Source organism: Gemmatimonas sp. (assembly GCF_044344655.1).
Lineage (GTDB): Bacteria > Gemmatimonadota > Gemmatimonadetes > Gemmatimonadales > Gemmatimonadaceae > Gemmatimonas.
Map to the genome: position 1 here is coordinate 1 of NZ_JBIJCN010000019.1, position 22,326 is coordinate 22,326.

Consider the following 22,326-nt stretch of genomic DNA (forward strand, 5'->3'; position numbering starts at 1 on the left):
CCGGGATGGGAAACCGATGCACCGCGCGATCGTAGAGCGCCGGATCGATGAAGTTGGGGATGACCTCCACGTTGCATCCAACGCACCCGAAGGCCCGGTAGGTTTCGTCGCGCAGATACTCCGACACGGCGGTGACCGCGTGCGACTTCTCAATCGAGAACTTGGTGATGGAGAAGAACGACCGCTCCTGTCCCACGATGGTAATGTCGGTGCCGTGCAGCGTGGTCACGACCTTCACGTCGCGTCCCTCCTCCCGCAGCATGGACCGGGCGATCCACGCGCTGGTGGCGTGCGGAATAGCGTAATGGCAGTGCAGCACGTCGAGCTGGTGATCGCGCACCACCTCGTGCATGCGCACCGCGAGGGCCAGATCGTAGGGCGGATACTCAAAGAGCGGATAGCGCCCCACGTCGACCTCGTGGAAGTACACCCGAGGCAGGAAGCTCGGCAGTCGGAAGGGCTGCGCGTACGTGATGAAGTGCACCTCGTGGCCGCGCGCCGCGAGGGCGATGCCCAACTCCGTGGCCACCGCCCCCGATCCACCGTAGGTGGGATAACAGGTGATGCCGATCTTCATGCGTGCACTCCATCCTGCTGGTGAGCTGCGTCCCACCACGCCAGCGCCTCCGCCACCGCTGTTGGTGCCAGCGGATTGACGTGCGTGACCTGCTGCGAGGGCAGCTGATGCCTGAACCACGTGCGCTGGCGCTTGGCGTACTGCCGTGTTTCGATGATCACGCGCTCGATGGCGGCGCCCAAGGTCAGTCGCCCCTCGACCGCCTCGCGCACCACGCCGTACCCACTGGCATTCCACGCGGGGGCATCGGAGGGGACATGCGTGCGCAACTGCTCAATCTCCTCCACAAACCCGGCGGCCACCATGGCCTGCACGCGCGCCTCGATGCGTACCGCCAGCCCGGGACCGGGATCCACCACAAGATAGCGCACCGGACCAGTCGCCGAGGCCAATCCCTGCCCGGGCCCATCGAGCGCGTCACTGATGCGCGTGCCAGCCAACAGCGCCGTCTCCACGGCGCGCAGCAATTGCGTCCGGCCGAGGTGCGCGCGGGCCGGATCGAGACGGGCGCACCAGCGCAGCAATTCCGCGCGATCAAGGGTATCGAGCCACGGGGCCAGGGCGCGACGGCGGTCCGCGTCGAGGGTAGGAACGGGGGCCAGCGGCGTTACCAGCGCACGGAGGTAGAGCCCGGTGCCCCCGACGATCAGCGGCGGCGCTCCCTGGTCAGTCGCCGCCCGGCACCAGATCGACGCTGATTCCGCCCACCGGTGCGCCGAATAGCGCTCCACCGGGTCCACGCAGTCGATGCCGTAGTGCGGTACCAGCGCCTGTTCCTCGCGGGTGGGCTTGGCGGTACCCACGTTGAAGTGGCGATACAGTTGGCGTGAATCGGCACTCACGATGGACAGACCACGGGCGTGCGCCAGCTGGAGGGCGAGCGCCGACTTGCCGGCCGCGGTGGGCCCCACGATGCAGCAGAGCGGGCGCATCATCTCATGCGGTCCGTGGCGCTACTTCCGACCAAATCGACGATCGAGCTCATCCCATGAGAGCCGCACGATGGTGGAGCGACCATGCACGTCATGCGCCGGAAGACGGGTTTCCGCGAGCGCAATGAAGAGGGCTCGCATCTCGCCCGGGGACATGCTGTCGCCGGCTTTGATGGCAGCCTTGCAGGCAAAGGTTGCCGCGAGCCGTTCATGGCGGGCGTGTGCGCTAGCGGTGCGATCGCCGGTCATGGCCGCGAGGGTATCGCGGAGGCAACGCTCTGCATCGAAGCGCGGATGCGGCATGGGCACGGCGTGCACGAGCAACGTACTGCCACCGAACGGTTCGATTTCAAAGCCCAGTTTGGTGAACAGATCCCGGCTCGCCTCAAAGGCATCGGCTTCGTCGGGCCCCAGATGCAACGTCATGGGGAACAGCAGGCGCTGCGACGGTGCCTCGCCGCGCTCGAGTACCCCGAGAAACTGCTCGTACAGCACTCGCTCGTGCGCCGAGTGCTGATCGATCAGCACCACGCCCTCGTCGTGTTCGAACATCAGATACGTGCGGCGCAGCTGCAGCAACGGCGGCACGACAATCGGTGCCGACGATGCGTCAACGGGCGTGGCGTTGGGCGTCGCGCCGGGTGTTGGCGGCGGTGCGGGCGCGGGGTACCCGGCTGGCGACGACGGAGCGGCAGGATCCTCCCACGGCGGCGAGTCGAACGCGGGCGCGGCCGCGGCGGACGCCGCCGCGAGCTCGTCACGGGTGGCGAACAGCCCGTCCAGCGACTTGGTGCTACGCAACGCCGACGGCTCGAGCCCGTGCTGATCCTGCCTCCACGCCGGAGCACCGGCGGGTGTGTAGCTGCGCCACCCGCCGATCCCGGCCGAAGCATCAAAGAGCCCCAGGGCACGACGCACGGCGGCCTCAATCGCGCGCTCGACCGGCCAGCGATCACGGAAGCGGACCTCAGCTTTCGCAGGGTGCACGTTCACGTCCACATCACCACCGGGGAGGTGGACCTGCAGCACGAGCGACGGCCGCGCGCCGGAGGGCAGCGTGGACTTGTACGCCGCTTCGGCCGCACGCACCAACCCATGATCACGAATGAGCCGCCCGTTCACGATGAGCAGTACGCGCCGTGTGGCCGTTCCGACATCAGCGGGGCGCTCGACCAAACCCGTGACGTGCACCGGCCCCTGTACGTCGTCGACGTCGACGAAGCGTTCCAGTTCGCGCGGGCTCCACAGCGCCGCGAGGCGCGCACGGAGCGTGGTCACGACAGGGAGGTCGAGGGCCACCTTGCCGTCGTGCCGCAGGACGAAGTGGACGTCTCGCCGCAAGGTGGCAATGGCGTGCATCGTCTCGAGGATGCTGCGCCACTCCGAGCGTGCGCTGCGGAGAAACTTCTGCCGGGCGGGCGTATTGTAAAACAGGCGATGCACAGATACGGTGGTGCCGCGTCGGCGTGCCGCCTCGCGGGTGTCCACGAGCAGCCCCCCTTGTACTCGCACGAGTGTGCCCGCGCCGTCCTCGGGCGCTGTTTCGATCTGCAGTTCGGACACCGATGCAATCGCCGGGAGGGCCTCGCCCCGGAAGCCGAAGCTGCTTACGCCAACGAGCTGCTCGGCCGCGGCGATCTTGGACGTTGCGTGTCGGGAGAGAGCGAGCACGGCATCGTCACGATCCATGCCGCAGCCATCGTCAGCGATGCGGATAAGCGCCCGCCCGCCCTCCTCGATCGTGATCTCGACGGTGCGAGCGCCGGCATCGATGGCATTCTCCACGAGCTCCTTCACCGCGGATGACGGACGCTCAACCACTTCGCCGGCGGCGATCTGGTCGGCGACGGCGCTGGGGAGAATGGCGATGCGGGGCATTCCGAAGCTTACCGGATTGGCGCGGCGGTTTCGAGTGGGGCGAGTCGCGACACGGGAATCCACCCGGTGCGACCGTCGGTGTGCTCGACGCGCTGCCATCCCTCCTGGCTGACCGATGCGCGAACCACGTCACCGGTGGATACCCCGCCGGCGGTGTTGGCATCGAAGCCCGGAGCCGCCCGCAGCGTTTCCGGGCGACGCACGACGGCGAGGTCGCCCGCGTCAAGTGCGCGGTGCCCCCACCACGCCGTGCCGCCGGCGGCCAGAGCCGCCGTCGCCAGTACCACACCGACCATCGCGAGTGGCGAGCCGGCCCGTTCGCGGCGCCAGGCCACGAACAGGAGCAGCCAGGCTACACACCAGAGGGCCGCGCCCGCTACAGCCAACGGCACTACCGGCACCATGGGTACTGCGGCCATGCCGCCGCGCGCACCGGAGTGCAGCAACGCGAGTCGTTCCTGCACATCGGCGGCAACCGGATCGAGGCGTGCCGCCCGATGCCACGCCAGCACGGCCGCCACGGTATCGTGGGCCGCCCACGCGGCGTTGCCCCAGTTCACCTGTGCCGTGGCGTTCCGGGGGCACGAGGCGGCGACCGCAGCGAATCGCTGCGCCGCCGCGCCGTAACGGCGCGCACGATACGCCGCGGTGCCTTCGCCCATGAGGAGATCGAGCGGCGTGGCGCCGACACCATTCGTGGCCGACCGCCCCGGGGCGGCGGACGATGTGCATGCCACACCGGCTGGCGCCGAGAACGCATCACCACCCTGCCCCAGCAGCGGACGGGCGCTCATCAGCGACAGGCCAAGCAGCATTACGCCTACGATACCGGTGGCTCGCTGCAGCCGATGCGCCCAGAGACGAGTGCGACCATGCGGCACCGCCTCGGCGTCCACGCGATCGTAAATCGTCCGCGCGCGCACCTCGGTGACATGGTCGGCCGATACTGCATCGGCCCCGCCAAATCCCTGTGCCGCCAGTGCATCGAGCACCAGCAGGACCTCGCGCGTGGTCGCGCGCGTGACACCACGACGGCGCAACACTCGCTCGACGGTGTCCGATGCGAGAAGATCGGTCGCCGACACATGCAGCCGTTGGGCGAGCTGCTCGAGCAGCCCGCGGCGGACCCACCGTGCCCTGGCCGCCGGCGAGTCGTCATCGGGGGCGGATCGGTGCGGCGGCACGGCCGCCGTCGTACCGACACCCGTGTGACGTCGATGACGGCGCAGGCGCACCACGATTGCCGGCCACGGTGCCAACAGCAGCAGGAGCAGCGCGCCCATACGGATCGTCATCGGTAGATCGCCGAGCATGCGCACCGTCTCAAACTGCCAGGGGCGCAGCGGCAGCACCGCGTAGTCTTCGAGTTCCGTCGTGGCGAGGAGATGGCCATCGGCCACCCGCACGTCGGCCGGCGTGGTCTCCGCGACCTCATACTCGGCACGATACGGATTGAAGTAACTGTATCGCACGACCGGCAGCGTGACGGCCCCCGGCTGCGACGGCGTCAGCAGGAAATCGAATTCCCGAGCGCCGCGCACGAGGCGGCCACTGGTGTCGACCTGTACCCGCTCGCTTCCGGGGACGACCGTCGCCCACGACAGCTCCACGGTGGGGCGTGGCAGCAGCTTCACGTTGCCGGTGCCTTCGATGCGCACCGTGAGCACGAGGGGATCACCCACGCGCGCCGTGGAGGCATCGAATCGTGCACTCGCTCGCAGCACTCCCACCGCGCCCGTGAAGTCAACCGGCCGGCCGGCAAGAGGCAGCGGTTTGACCACCAATAGCGCGCTCTCGGCCCGTACGACAGAGCGCTCTTCGCGGCTGAAGTAGCTGGCTGACTGCGGGAGTGTGTAGCTGAGCTGTGGCGACGGCACCGTACGGGCTCCCGGAGCCACGGCGAAGAGCGCCCGCTGAAACACGTGTGCTTCGTAGGAACTCCCTGCCCCGTACACGCGCGGCGGGACGCGACTCGGCGCGCCAAGCTCGTAGGCAAGCAGTCCACGCAGCTCCGGTGGCAGGAACTCTGGGTTGCGTCGCAGTCGACTGCGGGCCTGATCGCTGAGCATCACCGCCACTTGGTAGGTGGCCTGCTGCCCCACATAGACCGATTCGGGAAACACGGCGGCATGAAAGTCGATCGGCGTGCCGGCGACGCGCCGTATCCGCTCGAGGATCGCCGTGGGGGACGGCTGTGTAAGAGCCGGCCGCGGCGCCAGCATCGGGAGCAGGAGCACCAGGGCGCACAGGAAAGGGCGAGTGAGCACCGTCACCAGTCCTTCCCTCCGGGCGGTGTTCTCCCCACCCGCTGCTTCCGCCCCTGCACGTCCTTCTCCTCGCGCGCCGCGCTGTTGAGCAGCGCCTCGGCCTGACGCTGATCGAGGCCCCCCGGCGATTGCGGCTGGCTTTGCTGATCGCTGTTCCGGCTGTTGCCGCCACCCCCGCCGCCGCCACTCTGCGGCGGCGGCTGGCGAAGCGCGAGTTCGTAGTTCCACTTGGCGTCGGCATGGCCAGGCCGCTCGCGCAGGAACGCACGATACGCGTCCCGCGCCGCCGCGAGTTGGACGTCGGCGTCTGGGTTCTGCGGGGTGCGTCCCATGCGCAGCGCGGCGAGACCGGCGTTGAAGCGAGCCCGCGCACGCACCTCTCCGTCGCTGTTGCGCCGCACCGCCTCCAACAGCGTCGTGGCCTCTTTCAGCGAGTCGGCACCCAGCACGGCAGAGCCGAGGTTGTACAGCGTGCGCGCAGATGTGTCGCCGCCGGCGACACGTGCGCGGTAGGCGGCCACCGCATCTGCCACCTTCCCCTGTTTGAATAGTGCGGCCGGATCGGGCCCCTGCGCGCAGCCCCCGAACACTGACGGTACAATGGCGAGCAGCAGCACCGCGACCGCCGACGAATCCTGCGGCGTCCGCAAGGTGCCGTGGATCGCGCGCGGACGCACCAGACGCCACGAGTCGTACGCGAGCAGCAGCAGCGCGGGCACCAGCAGCCACAAGAAACGCGGGACGTGATCCTCGCGGGTATCCACCTGACGTCGTGCCGTACGTAGCGAACGTAGCGCCCCGCGGACGCGCGATGCCTTATCGGAGGCCTCGGCGGGTATGAACGTGCCATTCGCCGCCCTTGCCGCCTTGTCGAGCAGCGTTGGCGAATACTTCGTGATCACCACGTTGCCTTCGTCGTCGGTCTTGGGCGAGGTCACCGATCCGTCTCGCAGGGGGATCGTGCTTCCCCGGGTGGTACCGAACCCCACCGTAACCACGCTCACGCCCTTGGCGCCGGCTTCACGGGCTGCTGCGTCCACATCCGCGACGGCATCGAAGGACTCACCGTCACTCATGAGCACCAGCGCGCGATCAGCGCTCCCGTCGCTGGCCAGCAGTAGTTCGGTGCCCTGTCGCACGGCCGTGGAGATCGCACTGCCCGCCTGTCCCACCACACTTGGATCGAGGTTGTCGAGAAAGAGCTCGAGCGCGCCATCGTCGGCGGTGAGGGGCGTGAGGATGTAGCTACGGCCAGCGAACGCGATCAGCGCCACTCGGTCCGCCTGTGACATGGCCCGCAGCCGACGCACCTCCTGCTTCATGCGTTCGAGCCGGTTGGGCTTCTCATCCGGGGCCATCATCGACAGGGACGCGTCGAGTGCGATGGCCATGTCGATGCCGCGTGACGCCATGGGGCCACGCGCGAGCCCCCACCGCGGCCCGGCCATCGCAAGCCCTACCAGCGCAGCGACCGCCACCAACCGCCAGGTTCGGCGGCGATCGGCCTCACTGGACCCGCTCACCAGCCGCGGCAGGGTAGACGCATCGGCGTACGCGCCAAGACGGCGCCCCCGCTGCACCGCGTGCTGCCGGCGAAGCCACCAGACGCCGAACGGCAGCAGCACGGCCGCCACCAACCAGAGCGGCGCGTCGAACAGCACCGGGGGCAGATTGCTCCCCAGCGGGATGGCGAGCGGTGCCAGCGGATTCACGAGCGCCTCACGGCAGCAGGCCGCGACGTGCGCGGAGCCAGAGTTCCCCCAGCAGTGCAAGCATTCCGACGACTAACGGCCAGCGGAATCGCTCGGTGTACCGGATGAACGCCTTGGCCTCCACGGCGGAACGCTCGAGGCGATCAATCTGCTCGTAGATCGATTGCAACGCCGCCGCGTCCTTGGCGCGGAAGTAGCGCCCGCCCGTGGTGCTGGCAATCTCGGTGAGTAGCGGCTCGTCGATCTTGACTGGTCGATTCTCGTAGCGCAGCCCGAACAGACCGCGTCCGACCGGGACCGGCGCCATCCCCTCCGTCCCCACGCCGATCGTGTAGATGCGGATGCCGAAGGCCCCGGCCGCCTGTGCCGCCGTGCGAGGATCGATCGCACCGCGGTTGTTCTCACCGTCGGTGAGCAGCACCATCACGCGCGAGCGCCCTGGCGAGTTGCGCAGACGATTCGCGGCGGTGGCGATCGCCGTCCCAATGGCCGTGCCGTCCTCCAGCTGACCGACCTGCAGGTTGTCGATGGCCGCGATCACGACGGGATAGTCCGTGGTGAGCGGCACCTGTGTGAGCGCTTCGCCAGAGAACGCCACGAGCCCCACGCGATCGGTGGTACGCCCCAGGACGAACCGTTTGAGCTTTTCACGCGCCACTTCCATGCGGTTCTGCGGCTGGAAGTCCTCGGCCAGCATGGAACTTGAAATGTCGATCGTGAGCGCGATGTCGATGCCCTCGCTGTTCACCCGTTCGGCGCGCGCGCCGGAGCGCGGCTGTGCGATGGCGACCACCAGTCCGGCGAACGCCGTGGCCCGCAACCACGGGACCCATCGCACCCAGGCCAGTGCCGGACGAGGCCCACGAATCAGGACATCAGTCCGCGAGAAGGGAAGAGATTCGCGCTGGGCCGCCCGACGTTGATTCCACCAGAGCCAGAGCGGAACGAGCGGCAGCACGAGCAATGCCTCGGGGTGCGCAACGTTGAAGCCGAAGAGCGTGCCCGTTCCGGCGCGCTCCGCCCACCAAGTGAGCAGTCCCAGCGAGTCGGCGTTCACGAGGCGCCCGCGCCCGAACGCGGTCCACGTGGCGCGCGGGACGCCCTCCGCGCGCGTTCTTCGGCATCCTGCTGCTCTCTGGCCGCGGCGGCTGCCGCCGCCTGGCGCGCCGCCTCCTCTGCGGCGAGCCGCGCCCGCTCACGCTGCTCGATCTCCTCGACGATGCCGCGCGCCGCCGCCGCGAGTTCACGCGCACGCGATGGCGAGACCGGGCGTGCGGCGAACTTGATGCCGTCCACATCGGCGAGCAGCGACGCCACTCGGCCATGCGGGATCCGCGCATCGTTCGCGAGCACCTCGATGATTTCATCACTCGTGAGCGACCGTAGCGCACCGGATACTCGCTGTACCAGATACAGCCGCATCACGTCGAGCGCGAGCGCGACGTACCGCCCGGCCTCGCCGGCATCTGCGAGACCGACCCGATCGAGACGATCGAACTCATGCACGGCGCGTTCATACGCATCGAGGCCGGGAGCGTGCGCCGCCAACGTGCGGGCCCGCACCCGCTGCCGCCACAGCCGCCAGAGCATCCCGATGGCCACCAGCACCAGCAGCGCGGGCCACCACCGCTGCCACCACGGGACCATGCGCTCGAAGAGATCGCGTGCGGGCTTGGGCACATGCTGGGTACTGTCGCCAGGAAGTACACTGCGCACGAACACCTTCGCGTCGCCGAGCGGTACGCGCAGGGTGATCTGTCCGTACCGAACCACGGCATCGGGCATCCCGAGCGGCAGGCTACCCACGTCCCACGCGGTGAGCGTGTATTCGACGCGCTCGCGCCGAGCCCCCAGCTTGGTGCCCTCATCGATCACCGTGACCGGTTCGCGCATGACCACGACCGCGGCGGTGTCCTGTATAGCCGGCCACTCCACCCGTGCATTGGCTGGCACCACCACGGTGACCACATAGGTGAACGAGTCACCCACCTCCACCGTATCGGGACGCACGAGCGCCCCGGCCTTCACCTTTGCCCCGTTGGCGGTGAGCATGCCGCTGGCCCCGCCGGTGCGCGACGACGCGGGAGGCTGCCTCATCGCCCAGGGACGTTGCGCTGCTGCACCGTGAGTGCGGCATCCCCCAGTGATCCGCGCGGACCCGTCCGTACGGCACCGTGCGGGCGGCGCGAGCGCGTGCGGAAGAACGCCAACAGGGCATCCACATAGCCGTGCTCCGTGTGCACGATGATCTCGTCGAGCCCAAGCCGCCCGAACAGCTTTCGCCGCGCATCATCGTCCGCCGCGACCTGCTGCGCGAAGGCCGCGCGCACCTCCGGGTGCGACGTGTCCACTTCGACCACGTGCCCAGTCTCGGGATCTTCGAGCCGTGCCGGCCCCACGTTGGGGAGCAGGCGCTCTGCCGGATCCTCCAACGTCACGGCGATCACGTCGTGGCGTTGCGCGAGCCGCGCGAGCGGCTTCTCCACGTCGGTGGCCACAAAGTCGCTGGCGAGGAACACGACCGAACGATGTGGCAGCAGGCGCATCAGGCGATCAACCGCCACACCAAACGCTGTGCCATGCCCCTTGGGCTGCACGGTCAGCAGGTCACGAATGAGCCGCAGCGCATGCTTCCGCCCCTTGCGAGCCGGCAGCGCATGTTCGACCTGATCGCTGAAGAGCATGAGCCCCACCCGATCGTTGTTGCGCGCCGCCGCGAGCGACAGCACACCGGCGAGTTCGATCGCCACATCGTGTTTGAACCGCGCGCGCGTCCCGAAGCGCGACGACCCCGAGAGGTCGAGGGCCAGCATGATCGTGAGCTCGCGTTCCTCCACATAGCGCTTCACGAACGGCTTCCCCATGCGCGCCGACACGTTCCAGTCGATCGAACGCACCTCGTCGCCGGGTTGATACTCACGCACCTCAGCGAACTCCATCCCCTGTCCCTTGAAAAGGGAGCGGTACTCGCCGGCAAAGCGGGAGTCTACGAGGCGGCGCGTGCGTAGCTCGATGCGACGCACCTGCCGCAGCACCTCCGCCGGTGCGATCGCCATCACGCTCATACCCGCGGGGACGCCGTGTGCATTAGGGCGCGTCGACCACCGCGAGCAGTCGGGCAACGATCGTATCGCTCGTCACGCCTTCGGCATCGGCCTCGAACGACGTGAGCACGCGATGCCGAAGCACGTCGGGGGCGATGCTCTTCACGTCATCGGGCGTCACGAACGCGCGGCCGCGGAGGAAGGCATGCGCACGCGCAGCCTGGCCGAGCGCGATGGTGGCTCGCGGCGAGGCGCCGAATTCGATGAGCGGACGCAGGTCTGCGGCCCCCACCTCCTCGGGATGACGGGTCGCGTGCACGAGGTCGACGATGTAATCGACGATGCGCTCGTCCATGTAGAGCGCGGCGATCCGCCGTCTGGCGTCGAGCAGGTCCTCGGGAGTCGCGACAGGCACGATGGTGGTCTGGTCGCCGCCCGCCATGCGGCGGAGGATTTCCTTTTCCTCGGCGCGCGTAGGGTACCCCACGCGCAGCTTCATCATGAACCGGTCCACCTGCGCTTCGGGGAGCGGATAGGTGCCTTCCTGTTCGATCGGATTTTGCGTGGCGAGTACCAGGAATGGTTCAGCGAGGCGGTAGGTGGTCCCACCGATCGTGACCTGCTTTTCCTGCATCGCCTCGAGCAGTGCCGCCTGCACCTTGGCCGGGGCACGATTGATTTCGTCGGCGAGGATGATGTTGGCGAAGATCGGCCCGTGCTTCACGCGAAACTCGCCGGTGGGCTGGTCGAAGATCTGCGTCCCCACCACGTCGGCGGGGAGCAGATCGGGCGTGAACTGGATGCGCTGAAAGGAGGTGCGCACGGTTTCCGCGAGTGTGCGGACGGTAAGCGTCTTCGCGAGTCCCGGCACGCCTTCGAGCAACACGTGCCCGCCGGTGAGGAGGCTGATCAGCAGTCGCTCGACCATGTACTCCTGTCCAACGATGCGTCGCGCGACCTCGCGCAGAACGCCCTGCACCAGAGCCGCATCCTGCGACGTGGCGACACTCGTGGTCACGTAAGCGTGCTCCTGTCCGTAAAGAATGCGTGCGGCACCGGAAATCCGGCCGCAGGAATCTCGCACCATTGCCGCTGATGCGTACCCACGACGGTGCCGTTGGCTCCATGGGGGCCGGCCGCCCCGCCGCGCGCCGCCGGGCTCACCGGGGGGTTACTCGAGGCCGATGAGGGCGTCGAGCACGGTGCGTTCCGCCGGCGTGAGCGCGCGCGCTTCCCCCGATTCGAGCTGGCCCAGCCGCACCGGTCCGAAGCTGGTACGCACGAGTCGCTCGACCTCGAGCCCGAGGGCGTCGCAGATGCGCCGGACTTCGTGGGTCTTGCCTTCGGTGATGGTGATCTCGAAGGCCCAGCGACGATTGCCGAGCGGATGCGCCTGCACATCGCGCGGCACTACGATCCCGTCCTCGAGCTCCACGCCATTCCGCGCCTCGCGCACGGCGGCCGCGGCATCGCCCCGCACGGTGGCGGCATACGTGCGCTCGATCTCACGGCTTGGGTGTGTGAGCGCGTGGGCGGCGGCGCCGTCAGTGGTGAGCAGCAGGACCCCTTCGGTCATGAAGTCGAGGCGCCCCACGTAGACGAGCCCCGGCACATCGTCGACGAGGTCGAAGACGGTGGTGCGCAGCTGCGGATCCCGACGCGTAGTCATGACCGCGGCCGGCTTGTGCAGCACGATCCAGCGGTGGGCGGTGATGTGGGTGCTGATCGTGTGGCCGTCGAGGGTGATCACATCGCGGGCCGGGTCGACCGTCTGGCCAACGAGGGCGACCGTGCCGTTGACGAGCACGCGCCCGTCGGCGACCGCCTGGTCGGCCCCCCGACGCGATACGACCCCGGCGCGTGCGAGCGCCCGCTGCACGCGCATGGGCCCCTCCTCGCGGGCTTTGATTGAGCCACCGGCCCGTCCGCTCGCCACATTGCCGCCGCGGCCGGGCTTCGGGCGGGCCGCGCTCTTCGCGGTGCCCTTGGCCGCCCCCTTGGCCGGCGCCTTGGCAGGTGCCGGCGCAGCGGCCGCCGGCTTCGCGGGGCGCGCACGCTCGTCAGCCTTGTTGGCGAGTCGCGCCGCGCGAAAATCCCGGGCGGTCGGCGGCTTCTCCTTGGGTGCGCCCCGCCCCTTCGACACCGGGCGCGTGCCGGGACGCCCATCGCCGGGCCGGGTGGCGCCGGACGGCTTCCGGGGTGCTCCTCCCCCGCCGGAACGACGCGGAGGCGTCACTCCGGCACGACCGCAGCGTTCCCGGCGCCTCGCAGGGCGATGGCGAGTTCGTCGGCGCGCGGCAGCTCCTCGAGATGACGCAGCGCAAACTGCTCGAGGAACTGCGGGGTGGTACCGTACAGCAACGGACGCCCGATTCCTTCGCTCCGTCCGACGATGTCGATCAGGTTGCGCTCGTGCAGGGACTTGAGCACCGATCCCACGGCCACGCCGCGGATCTCCTCGATCTCGGCGCGGCCGATCGGCTGGCGATAGGCCACAATGGCGAGCGTTTCGAGGGCGGCAGAGGACAGCTTTTGCGGGCGCACGGCGACCTGTGCGCGCTCGATCGCCTCGGCGAATTCGGCGCGGGTGAGGATCTGCCATCCCCCGCCCTGCTCCACGAGCTCCACGCCGTGGCCGTCCACGTCGTAGTGCTCACGCAGTTCATCGAGGGCCGCCGCCACCGCGGCGGGGCTGGATTCGGGATCGAGCGCTTCGAGCGCCGCGAGCGGGATCGGTCGCGGCGCCGCGAACAGCGCGGCCTCAAGCAGCTTCGCTAATGGCGTCACGGCTGATCTCCACGGTGGCAAAGGGACGGTGCTGCGCAATGCGCAGCTCACCGAGCTTCGCCATTTCGAGCAGGGCAAGCAGGACCGACAGGATCTGCCACGGCTCGGCGTCGCGACCCACGAGATCGGCCCAGTGGGCGTGCCGGCGCATCGCGATCACGCTCCGGATCGTGACCATAGCGCCGGCCACGTCGAGCGCGCGCGGCACGACTTCATGGATCTTCGGTTCCTTGGTGGTACGCAACACGCGATCCACGGCCGCGAGCAATTCGCCCAACGACAGCGACAGCGGCGCATTGAGCGGCGTGATGTCGGCGGCCACGGGAATGAAGCGGCGCGGGAACTGATGGCGACGTTCCTCGCCGCGGCGCTCGAGGAGATCGACGACCTCGCGCATCTGCTGATACTCGAGGAGACGGCGCACCAGTTCGGCGCGCGGGTCCTCCCAGGCATCCTCCCCGTCAGCACGAGGCAGCAGCATCTGCGCCTTGATCCGCAACAGCCGGGCGGCCATCTCCAGATAATCGGCCGCCTCGTCGAGCCCCAGCGTGCTGATGCGCGCGAGGAACTGCTCGGCGATGCGGGCGATCGGAATGTCGTAAATGTCGACCTGCTCATCGCGGATGAGCGACAGCAGGAGATCGAGGGGGCCGGTGAACTGGCCCAGCTCGACGACGAACGACTTCGACTCGGACTCGCCGGGGCGGAAATTGGGTGCAGTCACGCAGCCATCACGCGTCGAAAGGGTTGGGCAACATGTACATCGTGGACACTTGCAGAGCGTACTTGGCTAGGCCTAACGCGGGACTCATCCAGAGGTTGATGAGCGGCCGTCCGAACGACAGCAGGGCGAACAACACCAGGAAACCCACGGCCCCGAGGCGCTGGTACTGTAGCGACCACTGAGGGGGCAGCAGATACTTGAACACATGCGACCCGTCGAGCGGCGGAATGGGGATGAGGTTGAACGCCGCCAGCACGAGGTTGATGATGATGCCCTGCACCAGCATCTGCTGCAGCACCGCGAGCGGGCGAACCAGCTCAGGGAATTGCAGCCCGAACAGCCCGACGCCGATGATCAGCGGCACGCAGAGGAGCGCAATCGCGACGTTGGTCGCCACACCGGCCAGGGAGACGATGATGTCGCCCCGCTTGTAGTGCCGATAGTTGCGGGGATTGACGGGGACCGGCTTCGCCCCACCGAAGATCGGCCCGCCGAGGAAAGCGAGCATCACCGGCAGGATGATGGTCATGAAGGGGTCGATGTGCTTGACCGGGTTGAAGGTCAGCCGGCCGAGCTGGTAGGCGGTCATGTCCCCCTGCTTGAACGCCGCATACCCGTGTGCATACTCGTGGGCGACCATCGAGAAGAGCAGCACGGGCGCGACGAGGGCGAGTTGCTGGGCGAAATCCACCGCGGCAGCTGGGGAGAGGAGCAGAACGCAAACCACGCCCGGCGGCTAGCCGGCAACGCGAATGCAAGCAAATCTGAATTGGAAAGTAGCCAATGGGCGCACCGGAGTCAAAAGTAATCCACACCCGCGGGTTATCCACATAGCACTTTTGTGATACCCGCCACCATGGCGTGGCAGGGGCCCCGGAATACCGTCCCCGCTTGACCCAGTCGGTCGGGTCGCCTAATTTTGCCAGTCTGTTCCGCCGTGGCCGGATTCCATCCGTCTGCCGGGTGGTTTCCACGTCACTGTCAAACAAGTTCTCAGGAGTTTTTCGTGCCGAATATCAAGTCCGCGAAGAAGGATCTGCGGAAGTCGCGTGCGGCTGCGGTGCGCAACCGCGCCCAGCGCTCGGCGCTGCGGACTGCCGTAAAGAAGGCGAAGGCGGCGGCGGCGGCGGCGGATGACCGTCTCACTGCCGTGTCGCTTCTCGATCGTGCGGCGCGCAAGGGACTCATTCACAAAAACGCGGCGGCCCGTCAGAAGAGCAAGCTGGCGAAGGCGGCCAACAAGGCTGCGGCCTGACAGGCTCGCGCCGATTCAAGCGAAAGGCCCGGTCTCCTCGAGAGACCGGGCCTTTCACTTATCTGTCCCTGGCTTAGAGCGCGGCGAGCTCACCACCGCAGCGCTCGCAGTACCACTCCGTGGGCGAATTCATCGTGCCGCACTCGGTGCATCGCAGCGTGTTCTGCGGTGAGTGCTCGGCGGCACCGCCACCCTGCCCCATCGCGGGCGCTGTACCCCCATCGGGCGAAACCGCGGGGGGCGCCGTCAGCCCCGTGTCCGCCACGGCTTCCGGTTCGGGCGCCGACCGGAGGAATGCGAGATCATCGAACGGATCCTCGTCGACCTCGGACTGGGGGGCGGAATCACCCGCACTCTCGCCAAACAGCGCCAACACATCCTCGGCATCCGGCGTGGTCGACGGGATGGCGGGGCCGCTCGTCGGCACTGGCGTATCAAGTTCGAGCGGTTCGTCGTCCGGCGCAGCGACCGGCTCCTCGACTGTTTCCACCAAAATCTCTGCCGCCGTGTCGCTGGCAACGACGAATATGGAGTCGTCACCAGCAGCCGTTTCCTCGAGCGCCGTCGATGCGACCATGCCCTCGGACGCGACCGCCTCCGCTTCGGGCGTTGGCCACTCGGCCGGCGGCAGCGCGTCCGAAGGCATGCTCACAGGTTCCCCCGCCGGCTCGGGGATGACCCGCGCGCTCGCGAACAAGCTGCGGACCTCGTCGAACTCGGCCAAGAGCGCCCCACGGTGCTCGTTCAGCGCGGCCATCTTCCCTTCGATATCCCGTCGTTCGGCGTCCCAGCGATCGCCATCGTACTCGCCGACAAGGTTGCGAAGCATCCCCTCGGCCATTTCGTCCTCGTGACCGCGCAGCTGCGCGTCGAGATCGGCGAGTCGCTGATCGAGCTCATCGCCAAGCGCGGTCAGGCGACCCACGTGCGCCTGCAGGCGCGCGAGCACATCACCGCGGCGACCGATGTAGTCGCCGTACACACGTTCGAACACGCGCGGCGGGGTGTCCGCGCGCTTCGCCTCGAGCGCGGCCAGCCAGTCGTCATAGCGCTGGCGTTCGGCCACCAGCGCGCGCACTTCTTCAAGAGACACGACGTGCAACTCCGTCATGAGGTCCGGGGGGTTTGCGTTCCGACAAGGTCACCGGCGTCGCGCAGCGAAGCAAGCGCGGCGGCTTCTCCCGGGGGGAGGAGCCGTTCTCCCCCCAGCAGCCTGGCCACCGCCACAATGCGCGCCGCCTGCTCCACGCTTTCCATCCGCAGCAGCGCATCTGAGAGCGAGCGGCCCACGGCCGTCACGCCATGATTGGCAAGCAGGAACGCTTCGTGCGAGGCGAGGTACGGACTCATGGCCTGTGCCAGTGCCGGTGTACCCGGACGCCCGTATGGTACGAGCGCCACCGGGCCTACGACCACCGGCAGTTCGGGCAGCACGTTGGCGGGAAGGTCGAGCCCCGCCGCGGCAAATCCCGTGGCCACGGGTGGATGGGCATGCACCACGGCGTGCACGTCGGCACGCGCCGCGTAGATGGCGAGGTGCATCCCCAGCTCCGACGATGCGCGCAGTGGCATGCCGCCACGTGTCATGCCGAGTGCGTCACCTGCGGCCGCCTGCGGTGGTTCGTGATAGGGCGAACCATCCGCGTGCACCCGCAGCACCTGGGTGGCGTCGACCCGCGCCTTGTCCACACCACTCGCGGTGACCAGCAGTGTGCCATCGAGCAGCCGCACCGACAGGTTACCCTCGGCACCCGCGAGCAACCCGCGCGCATGCAAGCGACGACAGGCCGCGGCGAGAGCCTCGGCCTGTGCGGCGATCATATCCGTGGGACCGGTGTGGGCGCTCACCAACGCGACCGCTGCCGCATCATGCAGTGAAGACCACTCGGCCACCGACGATGGTATAGCGTGCCTGGCCGGTGAAGGTGTGTCCGCCGTACGGCGTGTTGCGCCCCTTCGACTTGAACTGCTTCGGATCGCAGGTCCACTGCCGCATCGGATCGAAGATCGTCACGTCGGCAATGCCGCCGCGCGCCAGGGTGCCGCCCGGAAGGCGGAAGATCTTCGCCTGTTTGCAGCTCATCGCATCCACCAGCTGCGGCAACGTGATGATGTTGCGATGCAGGAGGTAGGTGCAGTTCACGCCGAGAGCCGTCTCGAGTCCTACGATGCCGTTGGGGGCATCGGCAAACTCGCGCTCCTTTTCGTCATAGTGGTGCGGCGCGTGGTCGGTGACGAGCAGGTCGATCGTGCCGTCGGCCACGCCCTGCTGCAGCGCCTCCACATCCTCCGCGGTCCGCAGCGGCGGGTTCATCTTGGCGTTCGTGTTGTAGCCGTCAACGGCGTCTTCGGTGAGCGAGATATGGTGCGAGCATACCTCGGCCGTCACGTTGATTCCACGCTCCTTGCCCCACCGCACCAATTCAACCGACCCCTTGGTGGAGAGGTGGCAGAGGTGGATGTGGCCACCCGTGCGCTTGGCGAGGAGGATGTCCCGAATGACGTAGATCTCCTCGGCTTCGGCGGGGATGCCCTTCAGGCCGAGCTTCGCGCTCATCACGCCCTCATTCATGCTGCCGCCGTGTGCGAGGGTCATGTCTTCGCAGTGTTCGGCGATGGGCACGTTGAAGGCACGCGCGTACTCGAGGGCGGTGCGCATGAGCTGCGCACTTTCCACCGGCCGGCCGTCGTCGCTGAAGGCCACCGCGCCCGCACCGACCATCTCCGCGATCTCGGCGAGCGTTTCGCCCTTCTGCCCCACGGAGATGGCGCCGTACGGATACACGCGCGCCAAGCCCGCGTTCTCGCCCTGGCGCTTTACGAAGCCCACGACGGCCTGATTGTCGGTCACGGGCTTCGTGTTGGGCATACCACAGACCGCGGTGATGCCACCGGCCACGGCGCTATGCGCCCCGGAGGCCACCGTCTCCACGTCCTCGCGACCAGGCTCACGCAGGTGTACGTGCACGTCGATAAATCCCGGGGCGACCACGAGGCCGGTGGCATCGATGACTTCGGCACCATCAGGCGTGCCAAGAGAACCGCCGCAGGCTTCGACCACGCCGTTGCGCAGCAGGACGTCGCCGACGGCGTTGAGGCCTTGCGAGGGGTCGACGATGTGCCCGCCCTTGATGAGCAGGTCGCGGGTACCGATCGGGTGCGCCATTATGCGTTTCCTTTCTTGGCCGCTTCGGCCAGTTCAGGCTTGCCACCGGCAAGCAGGTAGAGCACCGCCATGCGAATGGCCACACCATTGGTCACCTGATCGAGGATGACGGAGTGCGGTCCATCGGCCACGTCGCTGTCGATTTCCACGCCGCGATTCATGGGGCCGGGGTGCAGGATGAGAAGATCGCCCGACGCCTTCTCGAGGCGCGCGCTGGTCACGCCGAACACGCGGTTGTACTCGCGCAGCGACGGGATGTAGCCGGCCTGCATGCGTTCGAGCTGCAGGCGAAGCACGTTGAGGGCATCGGCCCATTCGATGGCCTCCTCGATGCGATTGAAGACGGTCACGCCCATGGCTTCGATCGCATTGGGGAGCAGGGAGCGCGGGCCGCACACGGCGACCTGCGCCCCGAGCTTGGTGAGCCCCCAGATGTTGGAGCGTGCCACCCGCGAGTGCAGCACATCGCCAACGATGCACACCTTGCGCCCGGCAAAGTCGCCGAAGTGGTCGCGCATGGTGAGCAAGTCCAACAGCCCCTGCGTGGGATGCTCGTTGGTGCCGTCGCCCGCATTGATGACATTGGACTCGATGCGTTCGGCGAGGAACTTCGCCGCGCCCGAGGCGCTGTGGCGGATGACGACCATGTCGATCTTCATCGCCTCGAGATTACGCGCCGTGTCCACGAGCGTCTCGCCCTTGGATACGCTCGATCCCGCCGTCGCCACATTGACGGTATCGGCGCTCAGCCGCTTCTCGGCGAACTCGAACGAGATCCGGGTGCGGGTGGAGGCCTCGAAGAAGAGATTCACGATCGTGGCGCCCCGCAGCGTGGGGACCTTCTTGATCGCACGCTCGGAGATTTCGCGGAACGGGACCGCCGTGTCGAGCACGAGCCGAATCTGGTCGGCCGAGAGCGGCGCGAGCCCCAGCAGGTCCTTCCCAAGAGGGCCGGCCATGTGATCAGCCCTCCTCGTCGCGGGTGGCGATCACCACTTCGTCGCGTCCGTCGAGCTCCTCGATCAGCACGTCGACACGCTGGCCCGGGGCCACATCGATGCGACGGCCCACGATGTCAGCATGAATGGGCAGTTCACGTCCGCCGCGATCCACGAGCACGGCGAGCGCGATACGCGCGGGGCGCCCGAAATCGGCGAGTTCGTCGAGCGCGGCGCGCACGGTCCGACCGGTATACAGGACGTCATCGACGATGACCACGCGCTGATCGTCGAGCGCCCACGGCAGCGACGTCGCACCAACCACCGGTCTGGGGCCAACCGTCTGCAGGTCATCGCGATAGAGCGTGATATCGAGCGCCCCCGAGGCGACCTGCACCTTCTCCTGCGCCTCGATGATGCGAACGATGCGCTCGGCGAGTTGCACTCCGCGGCGCTGTATCCCCACAATGACGAGGTTATCGGTGCCGGCGTTGAGCTCGACGATCTGATCGGCCATGCGGCGCAGCGTACGGTCCAGCGCGCGCGCATCCAGCACAGTGGTAGGCTTTTTCGGCATGCGGGCAACTTAACGTGGGACAGGGGCCCTCTGCGAACCGGTGCGGCACGGGCCCCCAAAGCCGAACTGGCGGCCACGCCCGGACAACCGGCCATTGTGCGACGACGACAGACGCCGGGCCCCTCTCCGGGCCCCGATCCGGGCCATGAGAAGCGGTCCTTCAGCGTACCGATCGGCAGCAGGTGCTACCCGCGTTCGCGGGGGGTGGGAAACGACGGCGCGGTGCCGTCCCGAAGGACGACACCGCGATATTGGCACGATCAGCGCTGGCCCGTCGCACGAGGGGCCGGGCGGTCGGTGCTTACTGGCACACCCAGGGCGAGCCGCCAATGCGCGACGTGGCCTTCGTTCCCGTGGCCGAGTCGGCGGCGGTGAACGTAACGAACTCGCGCGAGCCGTCATCCATGGACGGCGTGGTGCACTGCACGACCTTGCGCAGGGTGAATTCGCCCTTGTCGTCCGTATCCACCATGCCGAAATCCTGCGGCTGGTTGGACGCCGGCGCACGCGTAGCCGAGACCTTGATCCGGGCCTTGGCCGGCCAGTTCTTCCCCTTCACGAGGAGCCGCGCGCCCTGGGGGCTGCGCTCGCCCTCCGCCTTGATTTCGGGCTTCGGCTGGCCTTCGTTGGCCCCCGCCACGGAGGCACCGGTGATCAGCGTCGTGGCAAGCAGAGGGAACAGAAGGCGGCGAACGAGGTGCTTCATCGCAAGGACTCCCTGGAAAGTGTTGTGAGCGGAACGACGTAAAAGAACAGGGGAACCATACGACTGTAAATCCCTGCTGCGGAATACCCCCGGCCGGACGGGTCCGGTCACCGTTCGAGCTTGAAGCCGGGGTCGATCGCCGGGCGCTTGGGCGCATTGGCCACGAACCATCCGGTGAGATACATCCACCGCGTCATGCGCGTGAGCTTGGGGTAATCGATGCGTTCCGGCTTGTCGCGAGGCGTGTGGTAATCGTCATGCAGGTTGGTGGTGTACATCACGGCCGGCACGTTGAGCCGCGCATACGGCACGTGATCGCTGCGGAAGTACCAGCCTTCGGGATGCGTGGGACGATCCCAGAGTGAATCAAGCTGGAACCTGCCGGTCAGGGCGTTGGCGCGCAGCGCCATGGTCACGAGATCGGTCGAGTTGCGGTGCGGCGGCTGCACACCGAGCAGGCTGGCCGAGTCGGGGTGATTGCGTCCCATCATCTCACCATTGAGTACGGCGACGATGTTCCGGAGTGGCACCACCGGGTGCGCGGCGTGGTAGCGCGACCCGAGCAGCCCGCGCTCCTCGGCGCCGTGGTATACGAAGAGGATGGAGCGCTTTGGGCGCTGCTTTGCGAAGGCTCGTGCACTCGCGAGCAACGCCACGCTCCCGGTCCCATTGTCGTCAGCGCCGGCCCAGACCGAATCGCCGTCGATCAGGTACCGTACCCCGTCGTGATCCTGGTGCGAGCTGTACAGCACGTACTCGTCACGCAGCACGGGATCGCTCCCACGGATGACGCCCACGATGTTGGTCGAGGGCGTTTCGAAGCGCTCGAGGCGCACGTGGAACTCGGCGACCGGCGTCTGTTGGAGGCGAGGCGCCATGCTACCGCGCACGAGGAACGCGGGGGTGCCAGCCTGCCGGGCCGGTACCGGTAGTTCCGCCCGCGTGGGCTGCGCCGCAAAGCGCTGGGCGGCGCGATCGACATCGTAGGTGCCACGCACACGCAGTGTGACCAGCGGGTCGAATGCCCGATCGGCAGTGGGATCGGCCACGAGGATGAGGCCCGCGGCCCCGCGGCGTGCAAACCGCTGCTGCATCGCCCCGACCGCCGCCTGCGTGTAGCGGACGTCGGGGCTGTTGGTGGTCGTGCGGATGCTCGCGGGGTTCGGGGCCAGCAGCGGCGTCGCAACGACTTTCCCGCGCACGTCAACGGTGGTATCGGCGGCGTTGGCCAGCCACACCACAGGACCGTTTACGTCGGCGCCAGAGTTCCCGAGGGGCACGAAGTCCTTCCAGACCTCGAGCGGCTGACCCCCGAGCGCGCCGGTCGTGGACACCGTGGACACGCGTGTGCGGATCATGTTGAACCACTGGAAATACGAGCCGTCGTCACCGACGGGCTTCACCCCGATATCCCGCAACTGCTCGGCGACCCAGATCGATGCGCGCATTTCATCGGGGGTACCCGCTTCGCGGCCGCGCATGGCGTCACCCGCCATGGCGTAGAGGTCGCGCTTGATGTCGGCTTCGCGGATGAGCGCGAGCGCGGCGGGCACCTCACCCGCGCGGGGAGGCACCGGTCGGGCCGCCGCCTGCGCGCCGGCCGCTGTAGTGAGGGCGCTGAAGAACAGCGCGGGGAACGTCGAGGCGGCGAGATGCGCGGCCCGGACTTGGACGGGGGTAGGGAGCAGACGGGGCATACTCCATGGTACGCCCAGAACCGCTGGCGCGCTGGCCGGGCGCTGGCCCGGCGGCGACAAGGGAGC

At 68.0% G+C, this 22,326-nt stretch carries 21 protein-coding genes; 1 reads left to right on the plus strand and 20 read right to left on the minus strand.

The annotated features are described in order from the left end of the window. The 13 genes from bshA to ACIQ51_RS07135 form a co-directional block, all read right to left on the minus strand. Positions 1 to 577 (minus strand): N-acetyl-alpha-D-glucosaminyl L-malate synthase BshA (gene bshA / locus ACIQ51_RS07075; protein WP_396204324.1); only part of this gene is annotated, 577 nt, incomplete at its 3' end. Then, positions 574 to 1,512 carry a tRNA (adenosine(37)-N6)-dimethylallyltransferase MiaA gene (gene miaA / locus ACIQ51_RS07080; RefSeq protein WP_396204325.1) on the minus strand — a complete coding sequence of 313 codons (939 nt, stop codon included), beginning with the start codon at positions 1,510 to 1,512 and terminating at the stop codon, positions 574 to 576. The genes miaA and bshA, both read right to left, overlap by 4 nt. An 18-nt stretch (positions 1,513 to 1,530) precedes the next feature. Further along, complete coding sequence (gene mutL / locus ACIQ51_RS07085) at positions 1,531 to 3,387, minus strand: DNA mismatch repair endonuclease MutL (protein WP_396204326.1); 1,857 nt, start codon at positions 3,385 to 3,387, stop codon at positions 1,531 to 1,533. A gap of 8 nt (positions 3,388 to 3,395) precedes the next feature. Continuing rightward, positions 3,396 to 5,654, minus strand: a complete 2,259-nt coding sequence (locus ACIQ51_RS07090) for a BatD family protein (RefSeq protein ID WP_396204327.1) — start codon at positions 5,652 to 5,654, stop codon at positions 3,396 to 3,398. 2 nt (positions 5,655 to 5,656) lie between these two features. Then, positions 5,657 to 7,366, minus strand: coding sequence for a VWA domain-containing protein (locus tag ACIQ51_RS07095; protein WP_396204328.1), 1,710 nt, complete (start codon positions 7,364 to 7,366; stop codon positions 5,657 to 5,659). 7 nt (positions 7,367 to 7,373) lie between these two features. Further along, the gene (locus ACIQ51_RS07100) at positions 7,374 to 8,423 is read right to left on the minus strand and encodes a VWA domain-containing protein (protein WP_396204329.1); all 1,050 of its coding nucleotides are present in this window, start codon (positions 8,421 to 8,423) and stop codon (positions 7,374 to 7,376) included. Beyond that, positions 8,420 to 9,463, minus strand: a complete 1,044-nt coding sequence (locus ACIQ51_RS07105; protein WP_396204330.1) for a hypothetical protein — start codon at positions 9,461 to 9,463, stop codon at positions 8,420 to 8,422. The genes ACIQ51_RS07100 and ACIQ51_RS07105 overlap by 4 nt, the downstream gene beginning before the upstream one ends. After that, the gene (locus ACIQ51_RS07110; RefSeq protein WP_396204331.1) at positions 9,460 to 10,431 is read right to left on the minus strand and encodes a DUF58 domain-containing protein; all 972 of its coding nucleotides are present in this window, start codon (positions 10,429 to 10,431) and stop codon (positions 9,460 to 9,462) included. The genes ACIQ51_RS07105 and ACIQ51_RS07110 overlap by 4 nt, the downstream gene beginning before the upstream one ends. Before the next feature lie 22 nt (positions 10,432 to 10,453). Then, positions 10,454 to 11,428 (minus strand): AAA family ATPase, encoded by a 975-nt coding sequence (locus ACIQ51_RS07115; RefSeq protein ID WP_396204333.1) that lies wholly within the window; start codon positions 11,426 to 11,428, stop codon positions 10,454 to 10,456. Positions 11,429 to 11,581: 153 nt separating this feature from the next. Beyond that, the gene (locus tag ACIQ51_RS07120) at positions 11,582 to 12,553 is read right to left on the minus strand and encodes a pseudouridine synthase (RefSeq protein WP_396204334.1); all 972 of its coding nucleotides are present in this window, start codon (positions 12,551 to 12,553) and stop codon (positions 11,582 to 11,584) included. 89 nt (positions 12,554 to 12,642) lie between these two features. Further along, positions 12,643 to 13,197: an SMC-Scp complex subunit ScpB gene (scpB, locus tag ACIQ51_RS07125; RefSeq protein ID WP_396204335.1), complete on the minus strand. Its 555-nt coding sequence runs from the start codon at positions 13,195 to 13,197 to the stop codon at positions 12,643 to 12,645. Next, a complete protein-coding gene (locus ACIQ51_RS07130) occupies positions 13,172 to 13,921 on the minus strand; it encodes a segregation and condensation protein A (protein WP_396204336.1) in 750 nt (249 codons plus the stop codon). Before ACIQ51_RS07130 ends, scpB begins: the two co-directional genes overlap by 26 nt. A gap of 7 nt (positions 13,922 to 13,928) precedes the next feature. Then, positions 13,929 to 14,648 (minus strand): site-2 protease family protein, encoded by a 720-nt coding sequence (locus tag ACIQ51_RS07135; RefSeq protein ID WP_396204337.1) that lies wholly within the window; start codon positions 14,646 to 14,648, stop codon positions 13,929 to 13,931. Between the two features lie 279 nt (positions 14,649 to 14,927). On the opposite strand from ACIQ51_RS07135, the gene rpsT reads away from it, so the two are divergent. Beyond that, complete coding sequence (rpsT, locus tag ACIQ51_RS07140; RefSeq protein WP_396204338.1) at positions 14,928 to 15,176, plus strand: 30S ribosomal protein S20; 249 nt, start codon at positions 14,928 to 14,930, stop codon at positions 15,174 to 15,176. A gap of 73 nt (positions 15,177 to 15,249) precedes the next feature. On the opposite strand, the gene ACIQ51_RS07145 is transcribed toward rpsT, so the two are convergent. The 7 genes from ACIQ51_RS07145 to ACIQ51_RS07175 all read right to left on the minus strand — a co-directional run bounded on the left by ACIQ51_RS07145 (position 15,250) and on the right by ACIQ51_RS07175 (position 22,260). Continuing rightward, positions 15,250 to 16,269 carry a hypothetical protein gene (locus ACIQ51_RS07145; RefSeq protein WP_396204339.1) on the minus strand — a complete coding sequence of 340 codons (1,020 nt, stop codon included), beginning with the start codon at positions 16,267 to 16,269 and terminating at the stop codon, positions 15,250 to 15,252. 14 nt (positions 16,270 to 16,283) lie between these two features. Further along, a complete protein-coding gene (locus ACIQ51_RS07150) occupies positions 16,284 to 17,069 on the minus strand; it encodes a class II aldolase/adducin family protein (protein WP_396204340.1) in 786 nt (261 codons plus the stop codon). Further along, positions 17,044 to 18,342, minus strand: a complete 1,299-nt coding sequence (locus ACIQ51_RS07155) for a dihydroorotase (RefSeq protein ID WP_396204341.1) — start codon at positions 18,340 to 18,342, stop codon at positions 17,044 to 17,046. Before ACIQ51_RS07155 ends, ACIQ51_RS07150 begins: the two co-directional genes overlap by 26 nt. After that, positions 18,342 to 19,301: an aspartate carbamoyltransferase catalytic subunit gene (locus ACIQ51_RS07160; protein ID WP_396204342.1), complete on the minus strand. Its 960-nt coding sequence runs from the start codon at positions 19,299 to 19,301 to the stop codon at positions 18,342 to 18,344. The genes ACIQ51_RS07155 and ACIQ51_RS07160 overlap by 1 nt, the downstream gene beginning before the upstream one ends. A 4-nt stretch (positions 19,302 to 19,305) precedes the next feature. After that, entirely contained in the window at positions 19,306 to 19,857 is a 552-nt protein-coding gene (pyrR, locus tag ACIQ51_RS07165) for a bifunctional pyr operon transcriptional regulator/uracil phosphoribosyltransferase PyrR (protein WP_396204343.1), read from the minus strand. Between the two features lie 301 nt (positions 19,858 to 20,158). Then, positions 20,159 to 20,563: a hypothetical protein gene (locus tag ACIQ51_RS07170; RefSeq protein WP_396204344.1), complete on the minus strand. Its 405-nt coding sequence runs from the start codon at positions 20,561 to 20,563 to the stop codon at positions 20,159 to 20,161. A 107-nt stretch (positions 20,564 to 20,670) separates the two neighbouring features. Continuing rightward, positions 20,671 to 22,260, minus strand: a complete 1,590-nt coding sequence (locus ACIQ51_RS07175; protein ID WP_396204345.1) for a M28 family peptidase — start codon at positions 22,258 to 22,260, stop codon at positions 20,671 to 20,673. Between the last annotated feature and the right edge of the window lie 66 nt (positions 22,261 to 22,326).